Source organism: Pseudoalteromonas sp. QJM3NY_22 (assembly GCF_056173065.1).
Window position 1 is genome coordinate 1032671 of the sequence record NZ_CM149655.1, and the last position, 26344, is coordinate 1059014.

18 protein-coding genes, 1 tRNA gene and 4 pseudogenes are annotated in these 26344 nt (G+C 40.1%); 16 read left to right on the forward strand and 7 right to left on the reverse strand.

All coding sequences use genetic code 11. The features are described from left to right. Positions 1–23 precede the first annotated feature (23 nt). The gene (gene istA / locus AC0VZ4_RS04595; protein ID WP_475439695.1) at positions 24–1574 is read left to right on the forward strand and encodes an IS21 family transposase; all 1551 of its coding nucleotides are present in this window, start codon (positions 24–26) and stop codon (positions 1572–1574) included. 11 nt (positions 1575–1585) lie between these two features. After that, positions 1586–2341, forward strand: coding sequence for an IS21-like element helper ATPase IstB (gene istB, locus AC0VZ4_RS04600; protein ID WP_290210805.1), 756 nt, complete (start codon positions 1586–1588; stop codon positions 2339–2341). Positions 2342–2421: 80 nt separating this feature from the next. Here the strand turns inward: istB and AC0VZ4_RS04605 are convergent. Continuing rightward, positions 2422–2556, reverse strand: a pseudogene (locus AC0VZ4_RS04605) (IS4 family transposase); the annotation flags it as partial. Positions 2557–2821: 265 nt separating this feature from the next. Then, entirely contained in the window at positions 2822–3778 is a 957-nt protein-coding gene (locus tag AC0VZ4_RS04610; RefSeq protein WP_475441045.1) for a methylenetetrahydrofolate reductase, read from the reverse strand. A gap of 250 nt (positions 3779–4028) precedes the next feature. On the opposite strand from AC0VZ4_RS04610, the pseudogene AC0VZ4_RS04615 reads away from it, so the two are divergent. Next, positions 4029–5009 (forward strand): annotated as a pseudogene (locus AC0VZ4_RS04615) (M16 family metallopeptidase); the annotation flags it as partial. Positions 5010–5037: 28 nt separating this feature from the next. Here AC0VZ4_RS04615 and AC0VZ4_RS04620 read toward each other — a convergent pair. Beyond that, positions 5038–5799 carry an IS5 family transposase gene (locus tag AC0VZ4_RS04620; protein WP_475439680.1) on the reverse strand — a complete coding sequence of 254 codons (762 nt, stop codon included), beginning with the start codon at positions 5797–5799 and terminating at the stop codon, positions 5038–5040. 86 nt (positions 5800–5885) lie between these two features. Here AC0VZ4_RS04620 and AC0VZ4_RS04625 point away from each other — a divergent pair. Further along, positions 5886–7790, forward strand: a pseudogene (locus tag AC0VZ4_RS04625) (M16 family metallopeptidase); the annotation flags it as partial. 81 nt (positions 7791–7871) lie between these two features. Here the strand turns inward: AC0VZ4_RS04625 and AC0VZ4_RS04630 are convergent. Together AC0VZ4_RS04630 and AC0VZ4_RS04635 are read right to left on the reverse strand one after the other, a co-directional pair. Beyond that, entirely contained in the window at positions 7872–8186 is a 315-nt protein-coding gene (locus AC0VZ4_RS04630) for a helix-turn-helix transcriptional regulator (protein ID WP_475441046.1), read from the reverse strand. A 1-nt stretch (position 8187) separates the two neighbouring features. Further along, positions 8188–8594 (reverse strand): annotated as a pseudogene (locus tag AC0VZ4_RS04635) (hypothetical protein). A gap of 120 nt (positions 8595–8714) precedes the next feature. On the opposite strand from AC0VZ4_RS04635, the gene AC0VZ4_RS04640 reads away from it, so the two are divergent. The 4 genes from AC0VZ4_RS04640 (at position 8715) to AC0VZ4_RS04655 (ending at position 12775) form a co-directional block, all read left to right on the forward strand. After that, positions 8715–9932, forward strand: coding sequence for an IS4 family transposase (locus AC0VZ4_RS04640; RefSeq protein WP_475441047.1), 1218 nt, complete (start codon positions 8715–8717; stop codon positions 9930–9932). Positions 9933–10245: 313 nt separating this feature from the next. Continuing rightward, positions 10246–11172: a sensor domain-containing diguanylate cyclase gene (locus tag AC0VZ4_RS04645; protein ID WP_475441048.1), complete on the forward strand. Its 927-nt coding sequence runs from the start codon at positions 10246–10248 to the stop codon at positions 11170–11172. 123 nt (positions 11173–11295) lie between these two features. Further along, the gene (gene cysE, locus AC0VZ4_RS04650; protein ID WP_475441049.1) at positions 11296–12114 is read left to right on the forward strand and encodes a serine O-acetyltransferase; all 819 of its coding nucleotides are present in this window, start codon (positions 11296–11298) and stop codon (positions 12112–12114) included. Positions 12115–12130: 16 nt separating this feature from the next. Further along, a complete protein-coding gene (locus AC0VZ4_RS04655; RefSeq protein WP_475441050.1) occupies positions 12131–12775 on the forward strand; it encodes a hypothetical protein in 645 nt (214 codons plus the stop codon). Between the two features lie 24 nt (positions 12776–12799). On the opposite strand, the gene xseA is transcribed toward AC0VZ4_RS04655, so the two are convergent. Further along, positions 12800–14134 (reverse strand): exodeoxyribonuclease VII large subunit, encoded by a 1335-nt coding sequence (xseA, locus tag AC0VZ4_RS04660; protein WP_475441051.1) that lies wholly within the window; start codon positions 14132–14134, stop codon positions 12800–12802. Positions 14135–14281: 147 nt separating this feature from the next. On the opposite strand from xseA, the gene guaB reads away from it, so the two are divergent. From guaB to rimI, 5 genes are all read left to right on the forward strand, one after another. After that, a complete protein-coding gene (gene guaB / locus AC0VZ4_RS04665) occupies positions 14282–15751 on the forward strand; it encodes an IMP dehydrogenase (RefSeq protein WP_475441052.1) in 1470 nt (489 codons plus the stop codon). Positions 15752–16020: 269 nt separating this feature from the next. Continuing rightward, positions 16021–17598 (forward strand): glutamine-hydrolyzing GMP synthase, encoded by a 1578-nt coding sequence (guaA, locus tag AC0VZ4_RS04670; protein WP_033028923.1) that lies wholly within the window; start codon positions 16021–16023, stop codon positions 17596–17598. 154 nt (positions 17599–17752) lie between these two features. Then, positions 17753–17829: transfer RNA gene (locus AC0VZ4_RS04675), tRNA-Trp, on the forward strand. A 65-nt stretch (positions 17830–17894) separates the two neighbouring features. After that, a complete protein-coding gene (locus AC0VZ4_RS04680) occupies positions 17895–18260 on the forward strand; it encodes a hypothetical protein (RefSeq protein WP_475441053.1) in 366 nt (121 codons plus the stop codon). Beyond that, a complete protein-coding gene (rimI, locus tag AC0VZ4_RS04685; protein WP_475441616.1) occupies positions 18247–18714 on the forward strand; it encodes a ribosomal protein S18-alanine N-acetyltransferase in 468 nt (155 codons plus the stop codon). Before AC0VZ4_RS04680 ends, rimI begins: the two co-directional genes overlap by 14 nt. 13 nt (positions 18715–18727) lie before the next feature. Here the strand turns inward: rimI and AC0VZ4_RS04690 are convergent, their stop codons facing one another. Further along, complete coding sequence (locus AC0VZ4_RS04690) at positions 18728–21400, reverse strand: hybrid sensor histidine kinase/response regulator (protein ID WP_475441054.1); 2673 nt, start codon at positions 21398–21400, stop codon at positions 18728–18730. A gap of 559 nt (positions 21401–21959) precedes the next feature. Between AC0VZ4_RS04690 and prfC the strand changes: the two genes are divergently transcribed. The 3 genes from prfC (at position 21960) to pdxH (ending at position 26323) form a co-directional block, all read left to right on the forward strand. Continuing rightward, positions 21960–23549: a peptide chain release factor 3 gene (gene prfC / locus AC0VZ4_RS04695; protein WP_007377813.1), complete on the forward strand. Its 1590-nt coding sequence runs from the start codon at positions 21960–21962 to the stop codon at positions 23547–23549. A 60-nt stretch (positions 23550–23609) separates the two neighbouring features. Beyond that, complete coding sequence (gene argS / locus AC0VZ4_RS04700; protein WP_475441055.1) at positions 23610–25352, forward strand: arginine--tRNA ligase; 1743 nt, start codon at positions 23610–23612, stop codon at positions 25350–25352. A 332-nt stretch (positions 25353–25684) separates the two neighbouring features. Further along, positions 25685–26323 carry a pyridoxamine 5'-phosphate oxidase gene (gene pdxH, locus AC0VZ4_RS04705; protein WP_475441056.1) on the forward strand — a complete coding sequence of 213 codons (639 nt, stop codon included), beginning with the start codon at positions 25685–25687 and terminating at the stop codon, positions 26321–26323. The last annotated feature ends 21 nt before the right edge of the window (positions 26324–26344 follow it).

Below are 26344 nucleotides of genomic sequence, written 5' to 3' on the forward strand. Positions count from 1 at the left end.
ATCATTTGATGAGGATAACAATAATGTCAACAAGACCTATATCTATGAGTAAATTACATGCTATTTTACGGCTGAAATATTCAGCAAAATTATCCCATCGAGAGATTGCTAGAAGCTTAAATATCTCCCCTGGCACTGTGGCTAATTACGTTAAAAAGGCCAATGAGTTAGGGTTAAACCAATGGCCGTTACCTGAAGATAAACAACACGGTACTTTTCTTAATACAAAAATCAGGGACTTCTCAACCCGTCAAAAAAGATACCCAACACCTGACTGGCTCACCATCAATAAGGATTTAAAGCAGCACAAACATTTGACGTTGCAGTTAGTCTTCGATGAATTGTGTGAGAAAGTCGGTGAGCCTTATTACAGCTATAGCCACTTCTGCCGCGCCTACCGGCAATGGTTAGGAAAACAACGGTTGTCGATGCGTCAGCATCATAAAGGCGGTGAAAAGCTGTTTGTGGATTATTGTGGCCCTACGCTGACCATCACGTGCCCTACAACACAGGAAACACGACCTGCTCAAGTGTTTGTTGCCGTGCTCGGCGCATCAAATTATACCTATGCTGAGGCAACGTATAGTCAACAACTTGAAGATTGGGTGATGAGTCATGCCCGTTGCTTTGCATTTTTAGGCGGTGTTCCAGAGCTTGTTATTCCCGACAACTTAAAAAGCGCCGTTAGTAAACCCTGTCGCTACGAGCCTGATTTAAACCCCACGTATCATCAATTAGCCGAGTATTTTAATGTCGCTGTCATACCGGCTAGACCTTATAAACCCAAAGATAAATCGAAGGCTGAAGTCGGTGTACAAATTGTTGAGCGTTGGATCATGGCACGTCTACGCAAGCAAACCTTCTACAGCTTAGCGCACCTAAATCAAGAAATAGCAAAGCTACTTGATGTAATGAACAATAAGGTCATGAAGCAATATCAACAGTCACGTAAACAGCTATTTGAGATGGTGGATAAAAGCGCATTAAAGCCATTGCCTGAAAAGCCCTATCACTATACACAAATCAAAACGGTGCGAGTACACATTGATTATCATGTTGAAATAGAAAAACATTATTACAGTGTGCCGTATCAGTGGGTTAAGAAACAATTACGCGCACACATAACCAATCAGCTAGTACAGCTTTATCATGACGATACCTTAATCGCACAGCATCCGCGCTCACATCGTTTAGGAGGGCATACAACACAGTCTCATCATATGCCTCTGGCGCATCAAAAACAGCATGAGCAGTCACCGATAAATTTACGCTCATGGGCATTAAGTATCGGGGAGTATACTCACCAAGTTATTGAGTTACAGCTCAGTGGACGGCGTCACCCCGAGCACGCTTATCGCGCCTGTTTAGGGGTGTTAAGTTTAGCTAAAACTTATTCAAAAGAACGGCTTGATCAAGCGTGTTATCGCGCAATCATAATGAATACGACAACACTCAAATCAATAAAGCAGATGCTGAAGAAAGGGTTGGATCAACAACCGTTACCCACACAGCAAACAGAGCCAGAAAAGCCAATAAAGCATGACAACATACGCGGCACACAGTATTACCATTAAGGAAATGAATCATGATAGACACCATTAACCAACAACTTCAACTACTCAAGTTATCCGGTATAAAACACGCATTAAAGCAGCAGCTTGAGCAGCCTAACTTATACCAAGAGCAAAGCTTTATAGAGCGCATCAGTTTATTGCTAACACATGAAATTGACACGCGTGAGCAAAGAAAAATCGACCGGCTCGTGCGACACGCTAAATTCCGCTTACCGGCTCAGTTAAATCAGCTGATTTACTCACCGGCACGTAATATAGAAAAAGCACAGATACGTAACTTAAGCCAAAATAGCTGGCTGAACTTACATCAAAATATCTTAATCACCGGGGCAACAGGCTGTGGAAAAACATACCTCGCATGTGCCTTAGGGCATGAGCACTGCCTACAAGGAAAAAGCGTTTACTATATTCGATTAAAAGAACTACTTGAAAGCCTGTTTCTAGCACAAGCAGATGGTAGTTACCGGAAATTACTGGCGAAGTTAATAAAGTATGATCTACTGATCTTAGACGACTGGGGGCTTGAACCACTGAGTGCACAGCAACGAGGTGACTTACTCGAATTAATCGATGCGCGGTATGGGTATAAATCACACATAATTATAAGTCAGCTCCCGCAGGAAAACTGGCATGAGATGATTGGAGAATCAACCCATGCTGACGCCATTTTAGATAGGCTAATTCATGGTTCGATTAAGTTGAATTTAAAAGGAGAATCGATACGAAAACAGTTAAATAAATTGACTGATGATGATCAGTTAAGCTAATTTAAAAATGGCTCTACAAAATGATAAATCAGGTGATCAAAGCTGATGAGAATCGGTGATCAAAGTCATGAGAATACGCACCTTATCGTCGCGACACCAGCGGTTTCAGCGCATTGTTTGATAAAGTCAGGACATAAAAAATCACTCAGTTGACCTAAGCCTTCTGAATTGGGTGCGTAGCTATTGGCAAGAGAAAGTGCGGTAGTGAGTTGCAAAATAAAAGGCTCCTGAATAAATTCAGAAGCCTTTATAAACTAACCAGAAGATCGGTCAATGGATCGTCAAATATTTCTTAACTGATCGGCATTAAGCGTATAAGCTGGCCAAAAAATTAAATAAAAAATAATACTAAGTTGAATTATGTCTCTTGTGGTGGATTTGATGAAACTTGAAATAAATATCTTTAAATTAAATTCTACCCATAAAAAAGCAAGCCATTAGGCTTGCCAAGAAGGGTGTTAATTAGCTCTCACCTAGCCTTTAAGCTATTAACTTTTCAGCAAGGTTTAATTCCATAATGGCTTTTAATAAACGGTATAAGTTAATTGACGCGTCAATTTCTTCTTTACGGTTTGTTAAGCTTTCAATATTTAAGCCCAGTGGCACGTCTAGGTGCGCACAGCTTTTAAGTATTAAGTCGAGGTTTTCGCGGCAAATACGTACTGATTCGCTTAATGTATTGTCTGCATCAAGCATGCGCCATTTAGTTGCCTCTGGCACTGAGATACCCAACCATTGCATAAACTCTAAGGTTTTTTCGCCGCCGCACGGGGTAAACGTTAATATAATACGTTGAGGTGTAATACCCTGTGCTTTACATGTACGTGCGTAGCTAGTAATTAACTCTATAGTAGCTTGTGCATCGTAAACAGCTTGCGATATAAAAAACTGACAACCTAGTGCTGTTTTTTCTATTAATCGTTCGTGCTCATTTCGTTTACTTGAATGGCGCTCGGCAATAGTAACGCCACCTAAAAAGAAATCATCTGATTGCTCAGCCATCGCTTTATACGCATCTGGCAGGCTTAGCTTTATATCGCCTATCGATGACGGGCTACCTACTAAAACAACATTTTGTAAATCGTAGTCGTTTTTAGTTTCACTTAGCCAATCTTTAAATTCGCCTACGCCACGCTGCGCCACACTTTTATAAGTAATCACATCTTGTGCAGATAAATTACGAAGTAAATGGCTGTATTCACGCGGATCAACGGTTTGTTTAAACGCAAATGGGCGGTCTTGATTAGTGCGGCTGCTTTCGTCTTGAATGTCGTAAATTATCACGCCGTCGTATTCAATTTCGTGTAAGCGACCTAATAGCTTTTCTGCAATGGTTTTTAATTGCGCTTTATCGGTGCCAATTTTAGGCGGGGTAGTACCAATAAGATAAACACCTTGATTGGTGTCCACTATCTTCTCTTTTAGTGATAAAGCCATAATCCTCATTCCAGCTAAGTTTGTTTTGATGGATTTAATATAGCAGCCATTTAGACGTCTAGATAGATTTATTTAGTGAAAGTTTTTCAACTAACATGATGTTTATTCATAGGGCCTGTTCCCATAATTTATAATTGACACAGTTGTTTACATAATAAATTCCCTTGGGGCTCTTATATTTATTGGCTTTGGGGCATAATTAAAGAGTTAAATCTGACAACAAATTTGCTCAATTTAAAAAGGGACAACAATGAAATTTAAATTATTAGCAACCAGCTTAGCGGTATCGCTGGCGTTAACAGGTTGCGCCATGCAACAAAACCAAAGCACGCAAACAACAGCACAACAAGAACAAGTAAATAAAGCTGATGATCGTGTTTTTTCGCAAGATTATTTAATTGAAGAGCTAGAAAACGGCTTACGTGTCATGGTTGTTAAAACTGATTACCCTGATGTAGTGTCGCTGCAAATTCCGGTATCGGTTGGATCGCGTAACGAAGTTGAAGAGGGCAAAACAGGCTTTGCTCACTTTTTTGAACACATGATGTTTAAAGGCTCAAAAAAATACCCTGAAGATGTGTACTCAGACATATTAAAAAATTCAGGTGTTGATAACCGCGCTTATACAACAAACGATTACACAAATTACCATTTAAACTTTTCAAAGCAGCATCTTGATAAAGTACTTGAGCTTGAAGCTGATATTTTTCAAAACTTAACCTACACCGAAGAGCAATTTAGAACCGAAGCGCAAACAGTAAAAGGTGAGTACTTAAAAAACAACGCGAGCCCAATTCGTAAATTATTAAGCGCTGTACGCGAAGAAGCGTTTGATAAGCACACGTATAAACTCACCACTATGGGCTTTTTTAAAGACATAGAAGCCATGCCTGATCAAATGGCGTACGGGAAAGAATTTTTTGCTAAGTTTTATAAACCTGAGTATGTGTCACTTGTTATTGTGGGCGATGTAGATCCACAAGCAACAATGGCAATGGTTAAAAAGCATTGGGGTAGCTGGAAAAAGGGTAACTATGTTGCTGACATTAAAGCAGAGCCTGTTCAACAAGCACCGAAATATTTGCACCAGCAAGATGAAGCGCTACCAGGGCATTGGTTACTTGTATCGTACAAAGGCGCTGCGTGGGAGCCAGCTAAAAAAGACAGAGCGGCACTTGATTTAATCTCACAGCTTTATTTTTCAAACAATTCAGATTTATACCAAGAGCTAGGGGCTGTTGATCTTTGTAGTATATATATTAATCAGCCCATATTGGTAGCCACATCATAGTGAATGCTAAAGCGAGCATGGAATGATAATTCCGCTCAAGCTTTTCATACCGTGTGGCTATCCCTCTATATTGTTTGATCCGACCAAAGGCATTCTCAACTAAGTGCCTATATTTGTACATGCACCAGTCAATATCTTCATTACCCACTAAACTGTTATCCTTGCGTGGAATAACGGGTGTAGCGCTATTGTCACGAATAAACTCTCTTAGTTTTTCACTATCGTAGCCTTTATCTGCGACAACAACATTACTCGTTGGGCAATTGGCTACAAGTGACTCTGCATGGACGATATCATGCGTATTTCCACAGGATAATTCATAATAAACAGGCAATCCTCCGCTATCTACTGCAAGATGAATTTTAGTCGAATTACCACCTCGACTCTTACCGATTGATTCATTGTCAGCGGTTCTTGCACCGCAACTATGCTGGTGAGCCCTGACAATACTGCCATCAATAAAGATCCAATCCATATCAGCATAGTGGGATAACACTCGAAATAATTCATTCAAAATATCTTTTTTGGACCATAAATTAAATCGTCTATAAATAGCACTCCACGAGCCGAAATAAGACGGTAAATCTCGCCAAGGAATACCGGTACGCATCCTATAGAGTATGCCTTCGAGCGTTTTTCTATGCTCAGGCTTATTATAAATTCGACCACTTAAGTGCATTACTTTTGATAAGACATTCCATGTCGCGTCTGTTAACATTAATCTTGGCATGAGGGTTCGTGTAATGTTTTTTAGCGAATTCAATTATACCTTATCCTTATGCTGTTTGTTTTTTATACCGCAAAGATCAACACGCCCTAGTGGTCGACAAACAAATTGCCAGCCAAATGTTTACCTATAACCCAGAGACTAAAGATCCGGGTTTATTACACGTATTTGTTAAAGTAGAAAACGCAGATGATTTAGCCACTGCACGCGATGCCATTAACCGAACTTATGCAAAAGCACGCACTCAGCTTGTTGATGAGCAAAAGCTCAGTGATTTAAAATCGAACCTTAAGTACAGCTTTATTAATGGCTTGGATTCATCGCAAGCGATTGCATCAACCCTTGCCAGCTACATGCATTTTGAGCGCGATCCTGAGGTTATAAACCAGCTGTATAAATCGGCAGATAACATCACCAGCGCAGATATTAAAGCCGTTGCTAATAAATACTTTACTGATAACGCACGTACCACATTAACAATGTCGGCACTTGATAAAGCGCCAAGTTTTGAGCAAGAAGTTGATTTAAATGCGCTTACTGCAAAGCTTGAACAAGCACCTGCGGCTCCTGTATTTAAAGTACTTGATAAAACCAATAGCTCGCCATTAATTGATGTTAACTTTTTATTCAATACCGGTGCGGCTGCCGACCCACAAGGCAAAAAAGGTGTTGCTGCGTTAACTGCGGCTATGCTTGCACAAGGTGGCTCAGAGGCGACAAGCTACAAAGATATTCAAAAAGCACTTTATCCGCTTGCGGGTAGCTTTGGCTATCAAATAGATAAAGAAATGCTGTCGTTTCAAGGGCGCATTCACAAAGATAATGCGGCGCAGTGGTATACATTTGTGAGCGATCAATTACTAAATCCAGGTTTTAGAGATGACGACTTTAAACGCCTTAAAAAAGAAATGCTAGATGGCATTAAGTCAGGCTTAAAAGCATCTAACGATGAAGAGCTTGGTAAAGAAGTGCTCTACAGTGCACTTTACAAAAATCACCCTTACGAAAGTTACAACTACGGTGATATTTCGGATTTAGAAGCGTTGACGCTAGATGATGTTAAAGCGTTTTATAACAGCGAGCTTACGCAATCTAAACTCACGGTTGGCTTAATTGGGGCTGTGCCTGCAAACCTTAAAGCTAAAATGATGAGCGATTTTGCAACGCTACCAAAAGGTGATCAAAGCCGTTTAAGTATTCCTGATGCGCCAGCGCTTAAAGGTCATCATGCAACTATTGTAGAAAAGTCAGCGCAATCGACGGCGGTATCGTTTGGTTTCCCTATTGATACAATAAGAAGTAGCGAAGACTGGACAGCCCTTTGGCTTGTGCGTTCGTACTTTGGTGAGCACCGTAGTTCTAACAGCTTTTTATATGAGCGCATTCGTGAAACTCGCGGCATGAACTATGGCGATTACGCATACATTGAATACTTTCCACGTGGTATGTTTCAAACCAAGCCAGATGCAAACCTAGGGCGCTCAGAGCAAATATTTCAAGTGTGGTTACGCCCACTTCGCTCTAATAACGATGCGCATTTTGCAACTCGTACCGCCTTATTTGAGCTTGATAAGCTAATTAAAAATGGTATGAGCGAAGATGACTTTGAAGCAACGCGTAACTTTTTAATTAACTTTGTGCCGCAAATGGTTGCAAGTCAAAATCGCCAATTAGGTTACGCGCTTGATAGCGAATTTTACAACACAGAGTCGTTTGTAAAATACGTGACAAGTAAGCTTGAAAAGCTAACGCTTGCAGATGTGAATCGCGTAATTAAAGATAACCTGCAAACAGATAACGTGCAGTATGTGTTTATTACCGGTGACGGCGAAGACATGAAAAAACGTTTAGCGTCAGAGCAAACCTCGCCAATGGTTTACAACACAGAAAAACCAGCAGAGCTTGTTGCAGAGGATAAAGTCATTGCCGATTACACATTAGCCATTGAGGCTAAAAACATTGAAGTAATGGCCGTAGATAAAGTATTTCAGTAATTTAAACTCTTTTTAAATATATAAAAAATGCCCCAGTGCTTATAGCCTGGGGCATTTTTATTAATTAGCGTTATTAGGGCATTAGTTAGTCGCTAAAAGCACTGAGCCTGCCCCTAGAGCAAAGCTTATTAAGGAGCTCATAACAACTCCCGCTAAAAAGCTTTTAGTAGGCTTGCTTTTAACTTCGTCATTTATAGGCTCATCAAGTTTAATTAGCTCGCCTTGGCGTACTTCAAGTACTGCGCAAAGCGCCATAGTGGTTTCTTTAGAAGCGGCGCCTTCTTTTTCTACCCGTTGAATGGTTCGTAAGCTTACATCGCAGGCATCTGCGAGCTGTTGCTGCGTCCAGTCTAACTTACTTCTAAGTGATTTAACTGTTGTAGGGTTTAATTGCACGTTAAAGCTTCCCTACAAATAGTTCAACAATGGTTACAGTTGTATAGCCAAACACCGCTCCACCTAATGTACGCCAGCAAGAAAAAATGCTGCCTTTTTAGGATCGTCCGGTAGGCTACTTTGAACTTGTTTGTCTATCACGTTACCGTTTTTATATAGAGTGCACTCCAGACGCCCTGTGAGTATGTTGAGCATGTCAAATTTTACTTGGTAATGAGAGCTCTCAAAATCAAAAGAATGAGTGTTTGCACGGTTGATACTTCGTTTTCTACTGAATAAGTCATCGTTTATAAATACTTCTTCTTTACCAGTAAAGTAGGTTCCAAAACAGGCTATTTGATTGTCGCCATCTTGAAAGTAAAATTTATAACCAAGCTTTTTAGTATTCAATACATCGTTTTTCATCATCGTTATCCTTGTTGAGTTGACGATCTAAAGTATCCCCAGAATTAGCCTTTATATATCAATAAACTAACAGCATTAAAAAATGTGGGAAGCGAGGGAACATTCATGGTGTTTTGTGATCTTATGAATCACTTACAAACAACAGAGCTAAACACCATGAATGCTTTTACTATTTTGCACAATATGCTCCGCGCCGTCACCCCTAAATCAATTCATAAAGCCAGATTTAATACTCTAGTCGCTGCCGTTAAATCTCTTTTGCACTGTCAGCAATGCACCTTGACGTCTATTGGTCGCAATTTGAATTCAAAAACAACTGAAAAACATGATATTAAACGTATTGATCGACTGCTCAGTAACCACGAGCTTTTACGTGAATCAACAACGGTTTATGTTCACTTAAGCCGTTTTGTGGTCACTGAAAAGCATCCCGTCATTTTGGTTGATTGGAGTCATGCCGATACACAAACCAAATATTGTATTCTGCGTGCCAGCATTGTCAGTGAAGGTCGCTCTTTAACCCTGTATCAGGAAAGTGCACTCAGCTTTCAATGTCATTGCCCAAAAGTACAAAAACGGTTCTTGAAGATGCTCAAACTGATCTTGCCGAGTGATTGCCGGCCCGTCATTGTGACGGATGCGGGCTTTAAAGTTCCTTGGCTCAAAGCCGTGCGAAACAATGGCTGGCATTATATTAGCCGAGTTCGAGGTACGGCACACTTGAAAACGCAGGGCAGCGATGAGTTTGTTCCATGCCAGTCACTATTCAAGAGCAATCAACGTAAGAGGCAGTATCTTGGCGCGACCGAGTTGACCAAAAGTGCAAAATATCAAACGCATGCAGTGCTGGTTGGCAAGGGGCATAAGTTATTAAAAAGAGATAAAAAACGTGGTTATAAGGAGCCTTGGCTACTCGTTTCTTCACTTCCAAAAAGGCACCACTTTCTCGAAAAAGTGCTCAAATTATATGGTATGAGAATGCAAATAGAAGCCGGATTTCGAGATCAAAAAAGTGTTAGGTTCGGCTTAGGCTCAGATCTACACAGAACGAACAAACTCTACCGATTAGACATACTTTTACTGCTCGCAACACTGGCGCATTGGTTCTCAATGATGCTGGGTGCAGTGATAGACAAAGCAGGAAAGACAGGATCTTTTCAAGCTAACTCAACCAAAAGCAGGCGAGTAGTGTCATGGGCATTTGTTGGGTTGCGATACTTCAAAAAACAGTCCATTAAACTGCGACGGCGAGATTATTTAGAAGGGCTCGCCTATTTCGCACAAGTGGTAGTGCAACTCAATTGGAAAAATATGGATGTGAGTGATGTAATTGAAACTTAATGATTATTTTTGGGGATCCCTTAGGTTGACGATGCTAATTTAGCGGTAATTATTACTTTTTACGCCGTCAGTAGTATGCCAGTACTTGTTTTGACGTATGACATAAAGCCTGTCATACGTCTTACCTTTTGATTTTTATTGTAAAAATAAAAAATTTAAATTTGAGTGAATTTAACCGGCTGTCATATAGTATATACTTTGATTCAAGCATACTGAGCAAAATAATACCTAGAGTTATGCTGCTTAATAATTTTTTCATTAAAAAAATGTTAATGACTATACAGATAAACAGAAAAATAAAAATGGAAAGCACGTGTTAGACGATAAAATGTTTTTAAAGCAAGTTTTAGACACCACACCGGATCAGGTCGTCGTGATTAATGACTCAGGGGAGATTGTTTTTGTAAATAAGAGCTGGCAAAACTTTGGTGAGCAAAACGACTGTACTTGTTATGATTGGGAGCAAAAAAATTACTTAGCAGAATGCAAGAAAGCCGCAGATAATGGCGATGAGTTTGGCTTAAATGCGTATCAAGGTATTTTAGCGATAATAGAGCAACAGCAAAGTGATTTTTATTTAGAGTATCCTTGTCATAGCGAAAACGAAAAACGCTGGTTTATGATGCGTGTTGTGCCTTTTGAACTAAGTGATAAAAAATATTATGTTATTAGCCATCAAAATATTACCGAGCGCAAACTAGCCGAAGAGCAAGTACAAAAACTAGCAGCCATTGATGGCTTAACTGATATTGCTAACCGAGGTTTTTTTGATACCTTTTTAGAGCAAGAGTGGAATCGTTGTCAACGTTTAGGTATGCCGCTGTCGTTGGCTATAATCGACATTGATGATTTTAAATTACTCAATGACACTTACGGACACCAACAAGGCGATACATGCTTAAAAAAGGTGGCTAAAGTACTCAATGAATATACTAAACGCCCAGGTGACTTATGTGCTCGTTTTGGTGGTGAAGAATTTGTATTAGTTTATGGAAATACAAGCTCAGATCAGGCCTTGTTAGTATTGAGCGATATTTTAGAAAAATTAAAACATTTAAACATTGAAAATAAGCATTCTTTACCCAGCAGAACCCTTACTGTTAGTGTAGGGCTCACGACTATCACACCAAATAGTGACTTTACATGTGCTCATTTAATCAAAGAAGCAGACGATTTACTTTATAAAGCAAAAGATAAAGGAAAAGATGCTTTATGTGTAAGTGATTTAGCGCTCATATAATTTTTTTACTCTTAGTTATACCTAATAACCAGAACAAATAACTAAGGGGTTAACACCTTAGGCTTTAAATCCGTTAGACTTGGCAAAAGGCTCTTTTATATCAATTTAAGGCAGTGCAGTATTATGCGTCATGAAATTTGGCAACAGCTTCGTAGCGAAGCAAATGAAGTCGTAACCCGTGAACCTCTTTTAGCGAGTCATGTGTATTCATGTATTTTGAATCATGAGTGTTTGGGTTCAGCATTGAGCTTTATTGTTGCTAATAAATTGGCGGACGCGGTGGTATCTGCGTTTACTATTCGTGAGTTGTTCGATCAAGCATTTGTAAAGTGCGATCGTATGCTTACTTATGTAGCTGAGGATATTAAAGCGGTAAAAGACAGAGATCCCGCAGCCGAAACTTACCTTACGGTGATATTAAACTTAAAGGGTTTTCATGCTATTCAAGCGCACCGTTTAGCAAATTGCTTATGGCAACAAAACCGTAAAGAGTTAGCGCGCTTTGTACAAAGCCGAACATCTGAAGTGTTTGGGGTTGATATTCACCCAGCATGTAAAGTGGGTAAAGGCATTATGTTTGACCACGCAACCGGTATTGTTATTGGTGAAACAGCAGTCATTGAAGATAACGTATCAATTTTGCAATCTGTAACGCTTGGCGGTACGGGTAATGAGCAGGGGGATCGTCATCCTAAAATTAGAGCCGGTGTGTTAATAGGCGCTGGTGCTAAAGTACTTGGTAATATTGAAGTGGGCGAGGGCGCACGAATTGGTGCAGGCTCTGTTGTACTTAGCAATGTTCCACCACACACAACCGCTGTTGGCGTACCCGCTAAAATTATTGGTCGGCCGGATTGTGAGTGTCCGGCGCAAAGTATGAACCAAAACTTTTTAGCAAATCCTGAGCCTGAAAATGCTTCACATACAAGTGCAATGCTATAAAAGTAGGCGAAAATAAATGCCATATAAAAGTAACTTATTTGCAATGATACTCAGCTTTTTTGTGGGGGTAGGATTAACAAGTGGTTACTTTTTGCATTTGTATGAACCGCTTAACGATAAAACGGCTCAATTTATACATGCTAGTCAAGATGTTATTATTGAAGTAAGCGGTAATAAATCAGTTCAAAAATCACCTATAAACACTACAACTAAAGCACTTCAACAACCGTTGGAAAAAGAGTACATTACGAAAATAAGTGCGCTAAATAACGAATTGTCAGTAGCTACAAAACAGCTGAAAGTTGCTCAGCAGCAGTTAAAGCGAACTCGCTTAGAAGGCACTGATTTTGCTAAGCAGCTTGATGAAAAATTTGATAGTGAAAGTGAAAATACGCAGTGGAGCTTCGAAATAGAAACGGCACTTACTGACTTTTTAATCATCAGTGATTTAAGTAATACGGCGCAGCTAAGCTATTTAACTTGTAAACAAACTATCTGTAAATTTGAATTACTAGCCGATAAGAATAATGAACAAGGCCATGCACAGTGGCGTGAACTTAATGATAAGTTGGCAACGACACCTTGGTGGCAACAGTTTAAAATCACCTCATCAAGCTCAAACGACGAGCGAATAGAATTTATAGTGAGCACCAAAGAGTAAGTGCTCCTATTTTAGTTAAGCGTGCTAGCTCACTACTTTAGAATGTATAACACCATCAACAAGTTCGGTAATAAGTGCATCACCGGTTTTCACATCACTTACTGACTTAACCACTTTATTTTTTTCATTTTTTGTAATGCTGTAACCGCGTGCTAAAACATTTAGCGGACTTACCGAATCTAATTTACTTGCCTGTAGTGCCAAGTTGTTATTTGCTTGCTGCAATTGATGCTGTATAGCTTGGTTTAGTCTTGCGTGTAATTGCGTGAGTATATGGTTTGCTGTAGCGAGTTTTTTGTCAGGCGATTGGCGCATTAAACGCGGCGTTAAGTTATTAAGTGTGCGTTCTTGCTGGTATAAGCGATTACGCATAGCTTGTTGCAGTGCAATGCTTAGCTCATCCAAACGTTGCGTTTTTTGATTAAGCTGATTACGTGGATGACACAAATTAAGGCGGTGTTGTAACTGCGTTGCTAATGCGCGTTTATCGGCAATACCGTGCTTAAACGCGTTAGATAAACGATTAACTAATTGTGTTACTTTGTTGTGTAACTCTTGCGTATTTGGGCTTACAAGCTCAGCTGCGGCTGATGGAGTCGCTGCACGAACATCAGCAACGTAATCGCTAATGGTTGTATCTATTTCATGGCCTACCGCACTTACTATGGGTAATTCACTTTTGAAAATAGCGCGGGCGAGCTGTTCGTGATTAAAACACCATAAATCTTCAAGTGATCCGCCGCCTCGTCCTAAAATAAGTACGTCTATTTCATCACGAGCATTAGCTAATTCAATTTGATTAATTAAATGCAGGTGTGCTTCTTTGCCTTGCACCATCGCAGGGTAAATAATGACTTCTAATTGCGGCGCACGGCGTTTAAGTACCGTTAAAATATCTTTTATAGCAGCGCCGGTTGCTGAGGTAATAACACCAATACGATTAATATTTTGCGGTAATGGCTGCTTGTGAGCAGAGCTAAATAATCCTTCGGCGGCCAAACGCATTTTAAGCGCATCAAACTCTTGCTTTAGCTGACCTTCGCCGGCCGGCTCCATATGCTCAACAATAAGCTGGTAGTCACCGCGAGGTTCATAAAGTGATACACGCGCTTTTACTGTGACTTGTGCGCCATTTACAGGGCGGTAGCTTTGGTTGCGGTTGTTGCCGCGCCACATTGCGGCTTTAATTTGTGCTTTATCGTCTTTTAGCGAAAAATACCAATGACCGGATGCAGGGGTAATGAAATTAGAAATTTCGCCTGTTAATACTAATGAGGCAAAGCCTTGCTCAAGCAGTGTGCGAATTTCTCTATTAAGGCGTGACACGGTGTAAACCGTCTGCGAAGGCTTCGAAAACATAAAAAACAACCTAAAACTATTTATGAGGCAAGTTATAAGGTAAGTTTATCATAAATATTTACGAAATATTATTTACTCATGCCAACAACGCTGTTAAAATTTGGCCGCAATTCCTTATCGTAGTTCCACATGTGAGAAGTTGCCAAAATGCTTAGAATCGCTAAAGAAGCTCTTACCTTTGATGACGTACTTTTAGTACCTGGTCATTCTACTGTTTTGCCACACACGGCAAACATTTCAACTCGCTTAACGCGTGGTATCAAACTTAACTTGCCGCTTATTTCAGCATCTATGGATACTGTTACAGAAGCTCGTTTAGCTATTGCCCTTGCGCAAGAGGGTGGTCTTGGTTTTATTCATAAAAACATGACTATCGAAGAACAAGCGAAAAACGTACGTAAAGTTAAAACCTACGAAGCAGGTATTGTTTCATACCCTGTAACGGTGACTGCTGATTTAACAATTGCTGATGCAGTTGAGCTTTCGCACGAAAAAGGTTTTTCAGGCTTTCCGGTTACCGACAACAATAATGTACTTGTAGGCATTGTTACTAGCCGTGATATGCGTTTTGAAACTAAGCTTGAACAGCCTGTTTCTACCGTTATGACTAAAAAAGAAAAGCTTGTTACCGTTAAAGAAGGCGCAGCACGCGAAGAAATTTTAGGCTTAATGCACGAACACCGCATTGAAAAAATCCTTGTTGTTGATGATGAATTTAAACTCAAAGGCATGATCACAGTAAAAGATTACCAAAAAGCCCAAGACAAACCTGACGCATGTAAAGACGACCAAGGTCGTTTACGTGTAGGTGCTGCTGTAAGTGTTGGCGCGGGTACTGATGAGCGTATTGCTGCATTAGTAGAAGCGGGTATTGATGTTTTACTTATCGATACATCACATGGTCACTCTCAAGGCGTTATTGACCGTGTAACTAAAACTCGCAAAGAGTATCCAGACCTACAAATTATTGCAGGCAACATTGCAACAGCTGAAGGTGCGATTGCACTTGCTGATGCGGGAGCGGATGCAGTTAAAGTAGGTATCGGCCCAGGTTCTATCTGTACTACACGTATTGTTACCGGTTGTGGCGTTCCACAAATTACAGCTATTTCAGATGCTGTTGAAGGCTTAAAAGGTCGCGACATTCCTGTTATTGCTGATGGTGGCATTCGTTTTTCTGGCGATATTGTTAAAGCTCTTGTTGCTGGTGCATCGTGTGTAATGGTGGGTTCACTGCTTGCAGGTACTGAAGAAGCACCAGGTGAAGTTGAATTGTACCAAGGCCGTTATTACAAATCTTACCGTGGTATGGGCTCATTGGGCGCGATGGATCAAAAAGAAGGTTCATCAGATCGTTACTTCCAAAAATCAAACGAAGCAGACAAGTTAGTACCTGAAGGTATTGAAGGTCGCGTAGCTTACAAAGGTCCTATTGCAACGATTATTCATCAGCAAGTGGGCGGCCTACGAAGCGCTATGGGCTTAACGGGTTGTGCAACAATTGAAGAGCTAAATACAAAACCACAATTTGTACGTGTTACTTCAGCAGGTATGGGTGAGTCGCACGTTCATGATGTGCAAATCACTAAAGAAGCACCAAATTACCGCTTAGGTTAAGCAGCGTAATTAATTTAATATACTGGGCTTGCTTTGCAAGCCCTCTTTTTAGTCGTTTATATAAATACCAATTGCATTAATAAAGTGGTCAATTATTGCGACAGATAAATGGCTCAATAACGAGGCAAAAACTTCGACTTTTATTTCTTCTAAATAAGAAGTTTTTAACGTGGTTAGAGAGTTATTTAGCCTGCAAGAATTAGTAATGTTTAATAAAATTGGTATTCAAAGCGGCATTTAGCATTAGCATCTACTTTACGAGATACTCCATGAGCAAAGATATTCACGATTCACGAATTCTCATTTTAGACTTTGGTTCACAATACACTCAACTAATCGCGCGCCGTATACGCGAAATTGGTGTTTACTGTGAACTGTGGGCATGGGATGTGACTGAAGAGCAAATCCGCGAGTTTAACCCACAAGGTATCATTCTTTCTGGTGGCCCAGAATCAACAACACTTGAAAACAGCCCGCGCGCTCCTGAGTATGTATTTAATGCAGGCGTGCCTGTACTAGGTATTTGCTACGGTATGCAAACAATGGCAGCTCAACTAGGTGGTAGTGTTCATAGCTCTGATAAAAAAGAGTTTGGTTACGCACAAGTTGAAAAAGCAGGCAACTGTGCATTGTTTGATGCAATTGAAGACCACATCACTGATGGTGGCAACGGCGTACTTGACGTTTGGATGAGCCATGGCGACAAAGTAATGGATATTCCAGCTGGTTTTACTACAACAGCTAAAACATCTACTTGCCCACATGCTGCAATGTCTAACGAAGAAAAACGTTTCTACGGCGTACAGTTTCACCCAGAAGTGACACATACACATCAAGGTCAGCGCTTATTAGAGCGTTTTGCTATTGATATTTGTGGCTGTGAAAAATTATGGACTGCTGCAAAAATTATCGATGATGCTATCGAACGAATTAAAGAAACAGTTGGCGATGACGAAGTTATTCTAGGCCTCTCTGGTGGTGTTGATTCATCAGTTGTGGCTATGCTTATTCACCGTGCAATTGGCGAAAGACTAACATGTGTATTTGTTGATAATGGGTTACTTCGTTTAAACGAAGGCCAACAAGTAATGGACATGTTTGGTAATAAATTTGGCTTAAACATTGTTAAAGTTGAAGCTGAAGAGCAGTTTTTAAATGATTTAGCTGGTAAATCAGACCCAGAAGATAAACGTAAAGCCATTGGTCACACGTTTATTAATGTGTTTGATGAGCAAGCCAAAAAGCTTAAAAATGCAAAATGGTTAGCGCAAGGTACAATTTACCCAGATGTAATTGAATCAGCGGCATCTGCTACAGGCAAAGCGCATGTTATTAAATCTCACCACAATGTGGGCGGATTACCAGATGACATGAAAATGGGCCTTGTTGAGCCATTACGTGAATTATTCAAAGATGAAGTACGTAAAATTGGCCTAGAACTAGGTTTACCGTACGACATGCTTTACCGTCATCCTTTCCCTGGACCAGGTTTAGGTGTGCGTGTACTTGGCGAAATCAAAAAAGAATACTGTGATTTATTACGCCGCGCCGATGCGATTTTCATCGAAGAGCTACACAAAGCAGAGCTTTACCATAAAGTAAGCCAAGCGTTTACTGTATTCTTACCGGTTAAATCGGTAGGGGTTATGGGCGATGCACGTAAGTACGATTGGGTTGTATCACTTCGTTGTGTGGAAACAATCGACTTTATGACAGCGCGCTGGTCACATTTACCGTATGAGTTCTTAGGTGTGGTTTCAAACCGCATCATTAACGAAATTGATGGTATTTCTCGTGTTGTTTACGATATTTCAGGTAAACCACCTGCAACTATCGAATGGGAATAATTAATTTTAGTTTTAGTCAGATAAAATAAAGTGATTAAAAACGGCGGATTAGCATGCTAATTCGCCGTTTTGTTTATTTAAAAAGCAGTTGAACTAAAAGTGTGATTTTTCTCTTTACCTTTAGCGAAACTTCTCTATAATTCGTCGTCATTGCAGGGGCGTAGTTCCAATTGGTAGAACAGCGGTCTCCAAAACCGATGGTTGGGAGTTCGAGTCTCTCCGCCCCTGCCATTTCTTCTTTACATCGTATTTATTAATTCTTATATTACCTTACTTACTAATTTCATCGAGTCGTTATGCATTCACGGTACGCAGCTGTTTTTGGTATTGAAAACCTCGAATTAAATAAACACTTTAAACCAGCCGATAAATTTCCAGCGGATAGCCTTCCTGCAGATAATCTTTTAATAGATAGTGTTGCGGCAAGTAGTCATGCACCTGATACTGCACCAAAAAACAATGTACTTGAGCCTATAGTGCTTTGTGAGCAATTATTTGCAGATATTAAACGTGCAGCATTACCAATTGTTATTAACAGCGTTGTACAAAGCGCTGAGATGCAATTAAATGACGATCAGCTAGTACTTACAAAACCACAGCTCAGCAAGGCCGATAAGCGCGCTTTATGGGCTTTAATGAGTGAACACCTTGATAAACTTTAAACCAGTAGACGAAACCGCAATACCTCAATTAATAGCAATAGAAACAGCATGCCATAGCCATCCGTGGACGTTAAATACAATGAGTTCGTGTTTAGGTGGGCGCTATTTTAATGTAGCCGCGTTTGAAAATGAGAATATGGTTGGTTTTTATATTGGTGAAAAAGCAGGTCCTGATTATACGCTTATGGATATTTGCGTAACACCAAGTTATCAAGGCAAGGGCATTGCTAAGCTGTTGTTAGCTCAGTTTATTGAATACGGTGAGCAACAAAACGCTGAAAACTTATTTTTAGAGGTACGCGAATCTAACACGCGAGCAATTGCGCTGTATGAGTACGCAGGCTTTATAGAAATGTCAGTGCGTAAAAATTACTACCCAAGCGACAACCTAGCTAAAAATGGCTTTGAAGATGCTATTTTAATGGGGATGGCATTAAGTTTAGGTTTCCAATAATACTCTTTTTGGCTTACACCAGCTTGTTATTTGTATCTATTGAATGCTCTATTGCGGCTATTAAATTATTAACTAACTCATTTCGAGGGACCTTGTTATTGCTTTTAAGGTTATCCTCGAGCGCCCCTGCAGTTTGATAGATGTCGTCAAAATTAAAACACCCCGCACTGCCTTTAATACTATGCGCAACGCTGCGTAGTGCTTCCCAGTCATCAGAGTGTTGCAGTGCTTTTACTTCATTTAAATAGGTTGGCAAGTTAGCTAAATAGTTATCTGCAATTTGTTGAAATTTTTCACTTTTTAATAAACTATCCCATTTGTTTTGGTTATCTTTTTCAAGATGTAGGTAGCTTACCAATACGCTCTCTAGTGCGTCTTTGTCTATGGGTTTACCTAGGGCTTTATCGCAGCCTGCATTTAAATAAGTGTCTATATCATGGTTCATTACATTTGCAGTTAACGCGATGATAGGGCCATCATAAGCGGCATGGCGCAGCATTTTAGTGGCTTCTAATCCGCCCATAACCGGCATTTGCATATCCATAATAATTAACTGATAGTCGTTAACTAGCGCCATTTCTACTGCTTGTGCGCCATTACTTGCTATATCGGGTTCTAGGCCCCACGTTTGCAGAAGCAGTTTTATTAGTAATTGATTATCAGGGTTGTCTTCAGCCACTAAAATATTGGCATCAAAGTGGTTGGTTGCAAACGATAGTAGTGGATCTCTTTCTGGCGTTAGTTGGCTTTTATCTGTAAGTAATTGTAGTGCGGGTTTTCTGCCTGTTAAATGACACGACACGCTAATAGAAAACTTACTTCCTTTACCTATTTCACTTTTTAGTACTACATCACCACCGAGTAGTTGCGCCAAGTTTTTGGAAATACATAAACCAAGCCCTGTACCGCCAAATCGACGGGTAGTCGTTGCATCAGCTTGCTCAAATGGTTTAAATACACGCTTTATTTGATTTTCAGACATTCCGATGCCGGTGTCTGTGACAACAAATTCAAGCATTTTTCTTTTTTGATGAAAGTGTACGCAAATAGAAACGCTGCCTTGCTCTGTAAATTTAACTGCATTATTCGCAACGTTAATTAATATTTGTTTTAAACGCGTAATATCACTGTATATGGTACGAGGCAGTGGTAATTCATAGTTTATATTTAAAGTAAGCTGTTTCTCTTTTGCTAAGGGTTCAATAATAGATTCAATATCATGTACGAGCTGTACTACATTGATAGGCGCTTGATCTACTGCAAGCTTTTCGGCCTCAATTTTAGATAAGTCCAAAATGTTATTGATTAGTTCTAGCAAGTGTTTTGAATTTCGTAAAATAGTACTGAGGTGCTGTTTATCGTTCGCTATTTTATCGTTGTGTAGTAATTGTTCTGTAAAGCCCATAATAGCAGTGAGCGGTGTACGTATTTCGTGACTCATATTTGCTAAAAAACGACTTTTAAGTTGATTCGCTTGTTCAGCTTGAGCAATCGCCAGCTCTAGTTGGCTGTTCATTGCTTCAAGTGCTTTGGTACGGCTTTCTACTTTATCTTCTAAGTGATGTTTATAATCTTCCAGCTGTTGTTGGTAGTGTCTTATCTGGTTAACCATGTGATTAAAATCGTTAAATAAAATGCCTACTTCATCATTTGTATGCGCAGGTAAATTCACCGATAAATCACCATCCCCAACGCGGTGGCTTGCTGCACCTAATAACTCGATAGGGTTGAGTAGTAAGTTACGCACAACCACAAAAATTAATATAGGCAGGGTGATCACCGAAATAAGAACAATTAAGCCTGTTATTAAACTAATAGCCTTACCAGATTGATAAAGTACAGCTTTAGGAATAGTAGAAACATAATAATAACCGCCACTCATTTGTACCGCAAAAATCATGCGCTCTATTTTATCTATACTTGATAGTTCGATAGTTGACAAGGTGCCAATATCAGCTAAATCATGTATTCGGTTTAGTTCGTATTCGCTAATGTATTGGCCGCGCATACTGTAATCGGAACTAAATAAAATTTTACCATCTTTGGTGAGTAGTAAATTAAGTGTATTGTTATAAGGCGCCTCTAAAATACTGGTATTGAGTATTGAAGGCTCAACATGGACAACGATAAAGCCTAACTGTTGAGGGCGTTTTAAATAGTAGTCAACACTATAAATTCGCTGAATAAAATACAAACTGGTTGTTCCGTCTGATTTTTGATCCATGAACTGTTGCTGGCTTAAATTACTTTGCAGTACTTTATTTAAAAAGGGATAACTTTTAGGGGCTGTAGTCAGATTGTTTGAATAATAAGCGTCGCTTTTTCCGCTTGCAGAGACTAAATTAATACTGACTATATCTGGATAGGCTTCGCTATAACTGGCAAATACATCCATTAAGGCACCTAGTTGGCGTGTATAACTGCCATTAGCTCGTACATCATTTGCTAAAAAGTCACTCAGTACGGGAGAAGTCGAGAGCAGCTTTGTAGTTGAGTGAAAAGAGTCTATATAGTTAAATACTTTTTGTTGTTGTTGCTCAACAAAACGACTCATTATTAGATCGGCTTGTTTTTGAGTGGAGTTAGTTACATTCGTGAGCGTGAAGCCCCCTAAAAATAATAGAGGCAATATAACAAGCGGCGTTATATACCATAATAATCGAATGCTTAACTTACTGGTTTTCATGACCAAACTACTTATCCTCCATGCAATTTATCAATAATATGCGTAACCGCTATATTACACAAGCCTGTAGGTGTCTTGATGGCTAATTTCTGTAACCAACCAAAGAAACTTACGCAAAATAATAAGGGGATGGGGAGGCGAGCTTTGCATTTTATTTTAGAACTCAACGGCCTTTAATAAAAAGATCAGTTAATAACTAACCATTGATTGTTTATAAGGCCAAGATCAGCGAAAATAGTCTTCAATTACGATTAACATAACGGATCGCATGTGAAGAGCCAATTTAGGGCTTTTCTGATGGTGTGTTGAGCTTTCGAGGTTGCTTTATACCAATTTTATTAAAAACATGATCATTCTAGCGTATTGAATAACTCACTAACTACGTTAAAAAATTATTCATAGAGAACAACTCTATGTGATAATTTTCGCCTTGTTATTACACTATTTACTTATCGCTATAATAGATCACTAATTTAATGCAATTGTTATTATTTAAGCCTTGAAAGCTCAGCATACTTAAAGTGGATAATATCCGTATACAAACTAAAAGAACTTTTTAATGGCAGATCAAAATCTCCTTAGCGAAATTAATAAACGACGAACCTTTGCTATCATCTCTCACCCAGATGCTGGTAAAACAACCATCACCGAAAAAGTATTGTTATTCGGACAAGCTATTCAACGAGCTGGTACTGTAAAAGGCCGTGGTTCTAACCAGCATGCTAAGTCTGACTGGATGGAAATGGAAAAAGAGCGTGGTATATCTGTTACTACCTCTGTAATGCAGTTTCCATATAACAACGCACTTGTTAACTTACTTGATACTCCAGGGCACGAAGACTTCTCTGAAGATACTTACCGCACATTAACAGCGGTAGATTCGTGTTTAATGGTTATTGATGCAGCAAAAGGTGTAGAAGACCGTACCCGCAAGTTAATGGAAGTTACACGCCTGCGTACCACACCTATTGTTACCTTTATGAACAAATGTGATCGTGATATTCGCGACCCAATGGAAGTGCTGGACGAAGTTGAAACAGAGCTAAATATTGCCTGTGCCCCCATCACTTGGCCAATTGGCTGTGGTAAAGAGTTCAAAGGTGTTTACCACATTCATAATGACGAAGCTGTTTTATACAAAACAGGTCAGGGTCATAAAATTCAAGAAGTTCGTACCATTAAAGGTCTTGATAACCCAGAGCTTGATATTGCCATTGGTGAAGATTTAGCTGCGCAATTACGCGATGAGCTTGAGCTTGTTATTGGCGCATCAAACGAATTTGATTTAGATCTGTTTTTAGCCGGTGAGCTTTCGCCAGTTTATTACGGTACAGCACTTGGTAACTTTGGTGTTGACCACGTGTTAGATGGTTTAACTAAATGGGCGCCAACGCCATTACCACGCGAAACCGAAGACAGACTTATTGTTGCAACTGAAGAAAACTTTACTGGTTTTGTATTTAAAATTCAGGCCAATATGGATCCAAAGCACCGTGACCGTATTGCATTTATGCGTATTGTATCGGGTAAGTACAGCCAAGGCATGAAAATGAATCACGTGCGAATTGGCAAGCAAGTGAGCATTTCTGATGCGGTAACCTTTATGGCGGGCGACCGCGAGCGCGCAGCTGACGCTTACGCCGGCGACATTATTGGTTTGCATAACCACGGAACTATTCAAATTGGTGATACATTCACGCAAGGCGAAAAACTTAAATTTAGTGGTATTCCTAACTTTGCGCCTGAATTATTCCGCCGTATTCGTCTTCGCGATCCGCTTAAGCAAAAGCAATTATTAAAAGGCTTAGTACAGCTTTCTGAAGAAGGTGCTGTGCAAGTATTTAGACCGCTTATAAACAACGATTTAATTGTGGGCGCGGTAGGTGTACTTCAGTTTGATGTGGTTGTAGCGCGCTTAAAAGCCGAATATAACGTAGATGCTATTTACGAAGGTGTAAACGTAAATACAGCGCGTTGGGTAAGCAGCGACGATGTGAAAAAGTTTGAAGACTTTAAGCGCAAGTGCGAAAGTAATTTAGCACTCGATGGCGGTGATAACTTAACTTACATTGCGCCGAGCCGTGTAAATCTTAACTTATCGGTAGAGCGCTACCCTGAAGTAACGTTTAGCCATACACGCGAAAACTAGAATCGACTGACTACAGTTAACTGAAAGCCTGCTTTGGCGGGCTTACAAAGGTAAAAAAATATGAATATTCGTACTATTTTAATCGAAAAAGCCGTTGCAGCTATGGTTGGTGCAGGCTTACCTGAAGATACAAACCCGGCAGTAACGCAAAGCACGCGTCCACAATTTGGTGATTACCAAATTAATGCAGCAATGGGCGCGGCTAAAAAAATGAAAAGCAACCCACGTGAGCTTGCGCAAAAAATTATAGATAACCTTGATGTAAGCGATATTGCTCAAAAGACTGAAATTGCAGGCCCAGGTTTTATTAATATTCATTTAAAGCCTGAGTTTTTAGCGCAAAGCGTACAAGCCGCTAACAGTGATGCAAAGCTTGCTGTAAATGAGCATGCTAATCCACAAAAAGTGGTTGTTGATTACTCATCACCAAACCTAGCTAAAGAAATGCACGTAGGCCATTTACGTTCAACCATTATTGGTGACTCAATTGTGCGTGCGCTTGAATTTAGAGGCGATACGGTTGTACGTCAAAATCACATGGGTGATTGGGGCACGCAATTTGGTATGTTAATCGCGCATTTAGAAGATCAAATTAGCCAAGGTGTTGATTTAGATTCTGTAGCGCTTGCTGATTTAGAAACCTTTTATCGCGATGCTAAAAAGCGTTTTGACGATGAAGAAGGCTTTGCAGATAAAGCACGTAATTACGTTGTTAAACTACAAGGCGGCGATACGCACTGTGAAAAACTTTGGAAACTATTTATAGCCACCTCAGTTAAACACTCTGAAGAAGTATACAAGCGTTTAAATGTAACGCTTACTCAAGCCGATATTATGGCTGAAAGCGCATACAACGCAGAGCTTAACGATATTATTAGCCTACTTAAAGATAAAAATATTGCCGTAGAGTCGCAAGGCGCGCAAGTGGTGTTTTTAGATGAGCTTGCCAACAAAGATGGCGAGCCATCAGCGTTCATCGTACAAAAATCTGGCGGTGGCTTTTTATATGCAACAACCGATTTAGCAGCATGTGATTACCGTTCAAATAAATTAGGTGCCGATCGTATCTTAATTTTTGTAGATGCACGTCAAAACCTACACTTTAACCAAGTAGAGCTAACAGCGCGTAAAGCTGGTTTATTACGAGACGAAACAAGTTACGAGTTTTGCCCGTTTGGCACCATGATGGGCGCCGATAACAAACCATTTAAAACACGTACTGGCGGCACAGTAAAACTTGCTGATTTATTAGAAGAGTCAATTAACCGTGCAGCCGCAAAACTAGCTGAACGTGAGTCTGATTTAAGTGATAACGATCGCAGCGAGATTGCCCGTAAAGTCGGTATTGGCGCAGTTAAATACGCCGATCTTTCTAAGCATCGCACCAGCGATTACATTTTTAACTGGGACAGCATGCTAAGCTTTGAAGGCGCAACCGCTCCTTACTTACAATATGCTTATACACGTATACGCAGTATTTTTCGTAAATCAGGCGTTGATGCAGCTACATTAAATTCAGATGTTGCAATTATTGAGCCTCAAGAAAAAGCACTAGCACTTAAGCTACTACAGCTTGAAGAAGTCCTTGATTTAATGATCAGCGAAGCAACACCGCACGTACTATGTGGTTACTTATATGAGCTTGCAAGCTTATACATGACATTTTACGAAACCTGCCCAGTACTTAAAGAAGGCGTAGAGCCGAGCGTGCGCGATAGCCGTTTAGTGTTGTGTAATTTGGTTTCAAGAACATTAGAAACGGGATTAGATCTGTTAGGCATTGAAGTCATGGAGCAAATGTAATCTGCTGCGTGTAGTTCGCTTTGACTGCGTTGTCGTGCTTTTTTAGCCTAAGTCACATACTAAATGTATGCTCCTTGGCATAAAAAAGTATTCCGCCTTGTCAGCACTTCTACACTTGCAGATGTAATGTTTTACATTGTAGGTTGGGTTGAGTGAAACGAAACCCAACGATACGCCTGAGACTCTATGCTTATTGCTATCGAATGCACCTGAGACTCTATGTTTATTGCTATCGATACACCTGAATCTTAATATTTGTTACTGCTCAACATCTAATGTTTTAAGCTCGCTACTCTAAGCTCTTTTCTAAGGCTTTATTTAAAGGATTTGTTATGAAACTCGAAGATATCCGCCGTGAATACCTGCAAGACGCGTTAAGCGAAGATAACTTGCAAGATGACCCATTCAAGCAGTTTGAAACATGGCTTGAGCATGCTGTAGCAAGCCAATTACCCGATCCAACAGCGATGGTTGTAGCAACTGTTGATGAAACCGGTCAGCCTTCACAGCGTATAGTGCTTTTAAAGCATTTGGATGATAACGGCTTTGTGTTTTTTACCAATACAGGTTCGCGTAAAGCGCAAGAGCTTAAAGGTAATAATAAAATTTCCTTGCACTTTCCGTGGCATCACATGGAGCGCCAAGTTATTGTATATGGCGAGGCTAAACCATTACCAACTTCTGCAGTGGCTAAGTACTTCTTATCACGCCCTAAAGAAAGCCAATTAGCCGCGTGGGCATCAGCGCAAAGTCGTCCGGTGTCATCACGTAAAGTACTCATGGAAACCTTTGCCAATATGAAAAACAAGTTTGCTAAAGGTGAAATTCCACTTCCCGATTTTTGGGGCGGATATTGTGTAGTGCCCACTAAAATTGAGTTCTGGCAAGGTGGAGCACATCGTTTGCATGACCGCTTTATATATCAGCGCCAAGCAGATAATAGCTGGAAAATTACGCGCTTAAATCCTTAATAAATAGATGAGTAAGTAACT

What these genes read in the sequence shown, in the direction of transcription:
- argS (WP_475441055.1), top strand. Translation starts at nt 23,610, where the DNA reads ATGAATATTCGTACTATTTTAATCGAAAAAGCCGTTGCAGCTATGGTT.
- AC0VZ4_RS04620 (WP_475439680.1), bottom strand. Translation starts at nt 5,799, where the DNA reads ATGCCAAGATTAATGTTAACAGACGCGACATGGAATGTCTTATCAAAA.
- AC0VZ4_RS04680 (WP_475441053.1), top strand. Translation starts at nt 17,895, where the DNA reads ATGCATTCACGGTACGCAGCTGTTTTTGGTATTGAAAACCTCGAATTA.
- prfC (WP_007377813.1), top strand. Translation starts at nt 21,960, where the DNA reads ATGGCAGATCAAAATCTCCTTAGCGAAATTAATAAACGACGAACCTTT.
- istA (WP_475439695.1), top strand. Translation starts at nt 24, where the DNA reads ATGTCAACAAGACCTATATCTATGAGTAAATTACATGCTATTTTACGG.
- istB (WP_290210805.1), top strand. Translation starts at nt 1,586, where the DNA reads ATGATAGACACCATTAACCAACAACTTCAACTACTCAAGTTATCCGGT.
- AC0VZ4_RS04655 (WP_475441050.1), top strand. Translation starts at nt 12,131, where the DNA reads ATGCCATATAAAAGTAACTTATTTGCAATGATACTCAGCTTTTTTGTG.
- guaB (WP_475441052.1), top strand. Translation starts at nt 14,282, where the DNA reads ATGCTTAGAATCGCTAAAGAAGCTCTTACCTTTGATGACGTACTTTTA.
- cysE (WP_475441049.1), top strand. Translation starts at nt 11,296, where the DNA reads ATGCGTCATGAAATTTGGCAACAGCTTCGTAGCGAAGCAAATGAAGTC.
- AC0VZ4_RS04640 (WP_475441047.1), top strand. Translation starts at nt 8,715, where the DNA reads ATGAATCACTTACAAACAACAGAGCTAAACACCATGAATGCTTTTACT.
- AC0VZ4_RS04690 (WP_475441054.1), bottom strand. Translation starts at nt 21,400, where the DNA reads ATGAAAACCAGTAAGTTAAGCATTCGATTATTATGGTATATAACGCCG.
- guaA (WP_033028923.1), top strand. Translation starts at nt 16,021, where the DNA reads ATGAGCAAAGATATTCACGATTCACGAATTCTCATTTTAGACTTTGGT.
- AC0VZ4_RS04610 (WP_475441045.1), bottom strand. Translation starts at nt 3,778, where the DNA reads ATGGCTTTATCACTAAAAGAGAAGATAGTGGACACCAATCAAGGTGTT.
- pdxH (WP_475441056.1), top strand. Translation starts at nt 25,685, where the DNA reads ATGAAACTCGAAGATATCCGCCGTGAATACCTGCAAGACGCGTTAAGC.
- xseA (WP_475441051.1), bottom strand. Translation starts at nt 14,134, where the DNA reads ATGTTTTCGAAGCCTTCGCAGACGGTTTACACCGTGTCACGCCTTAAT.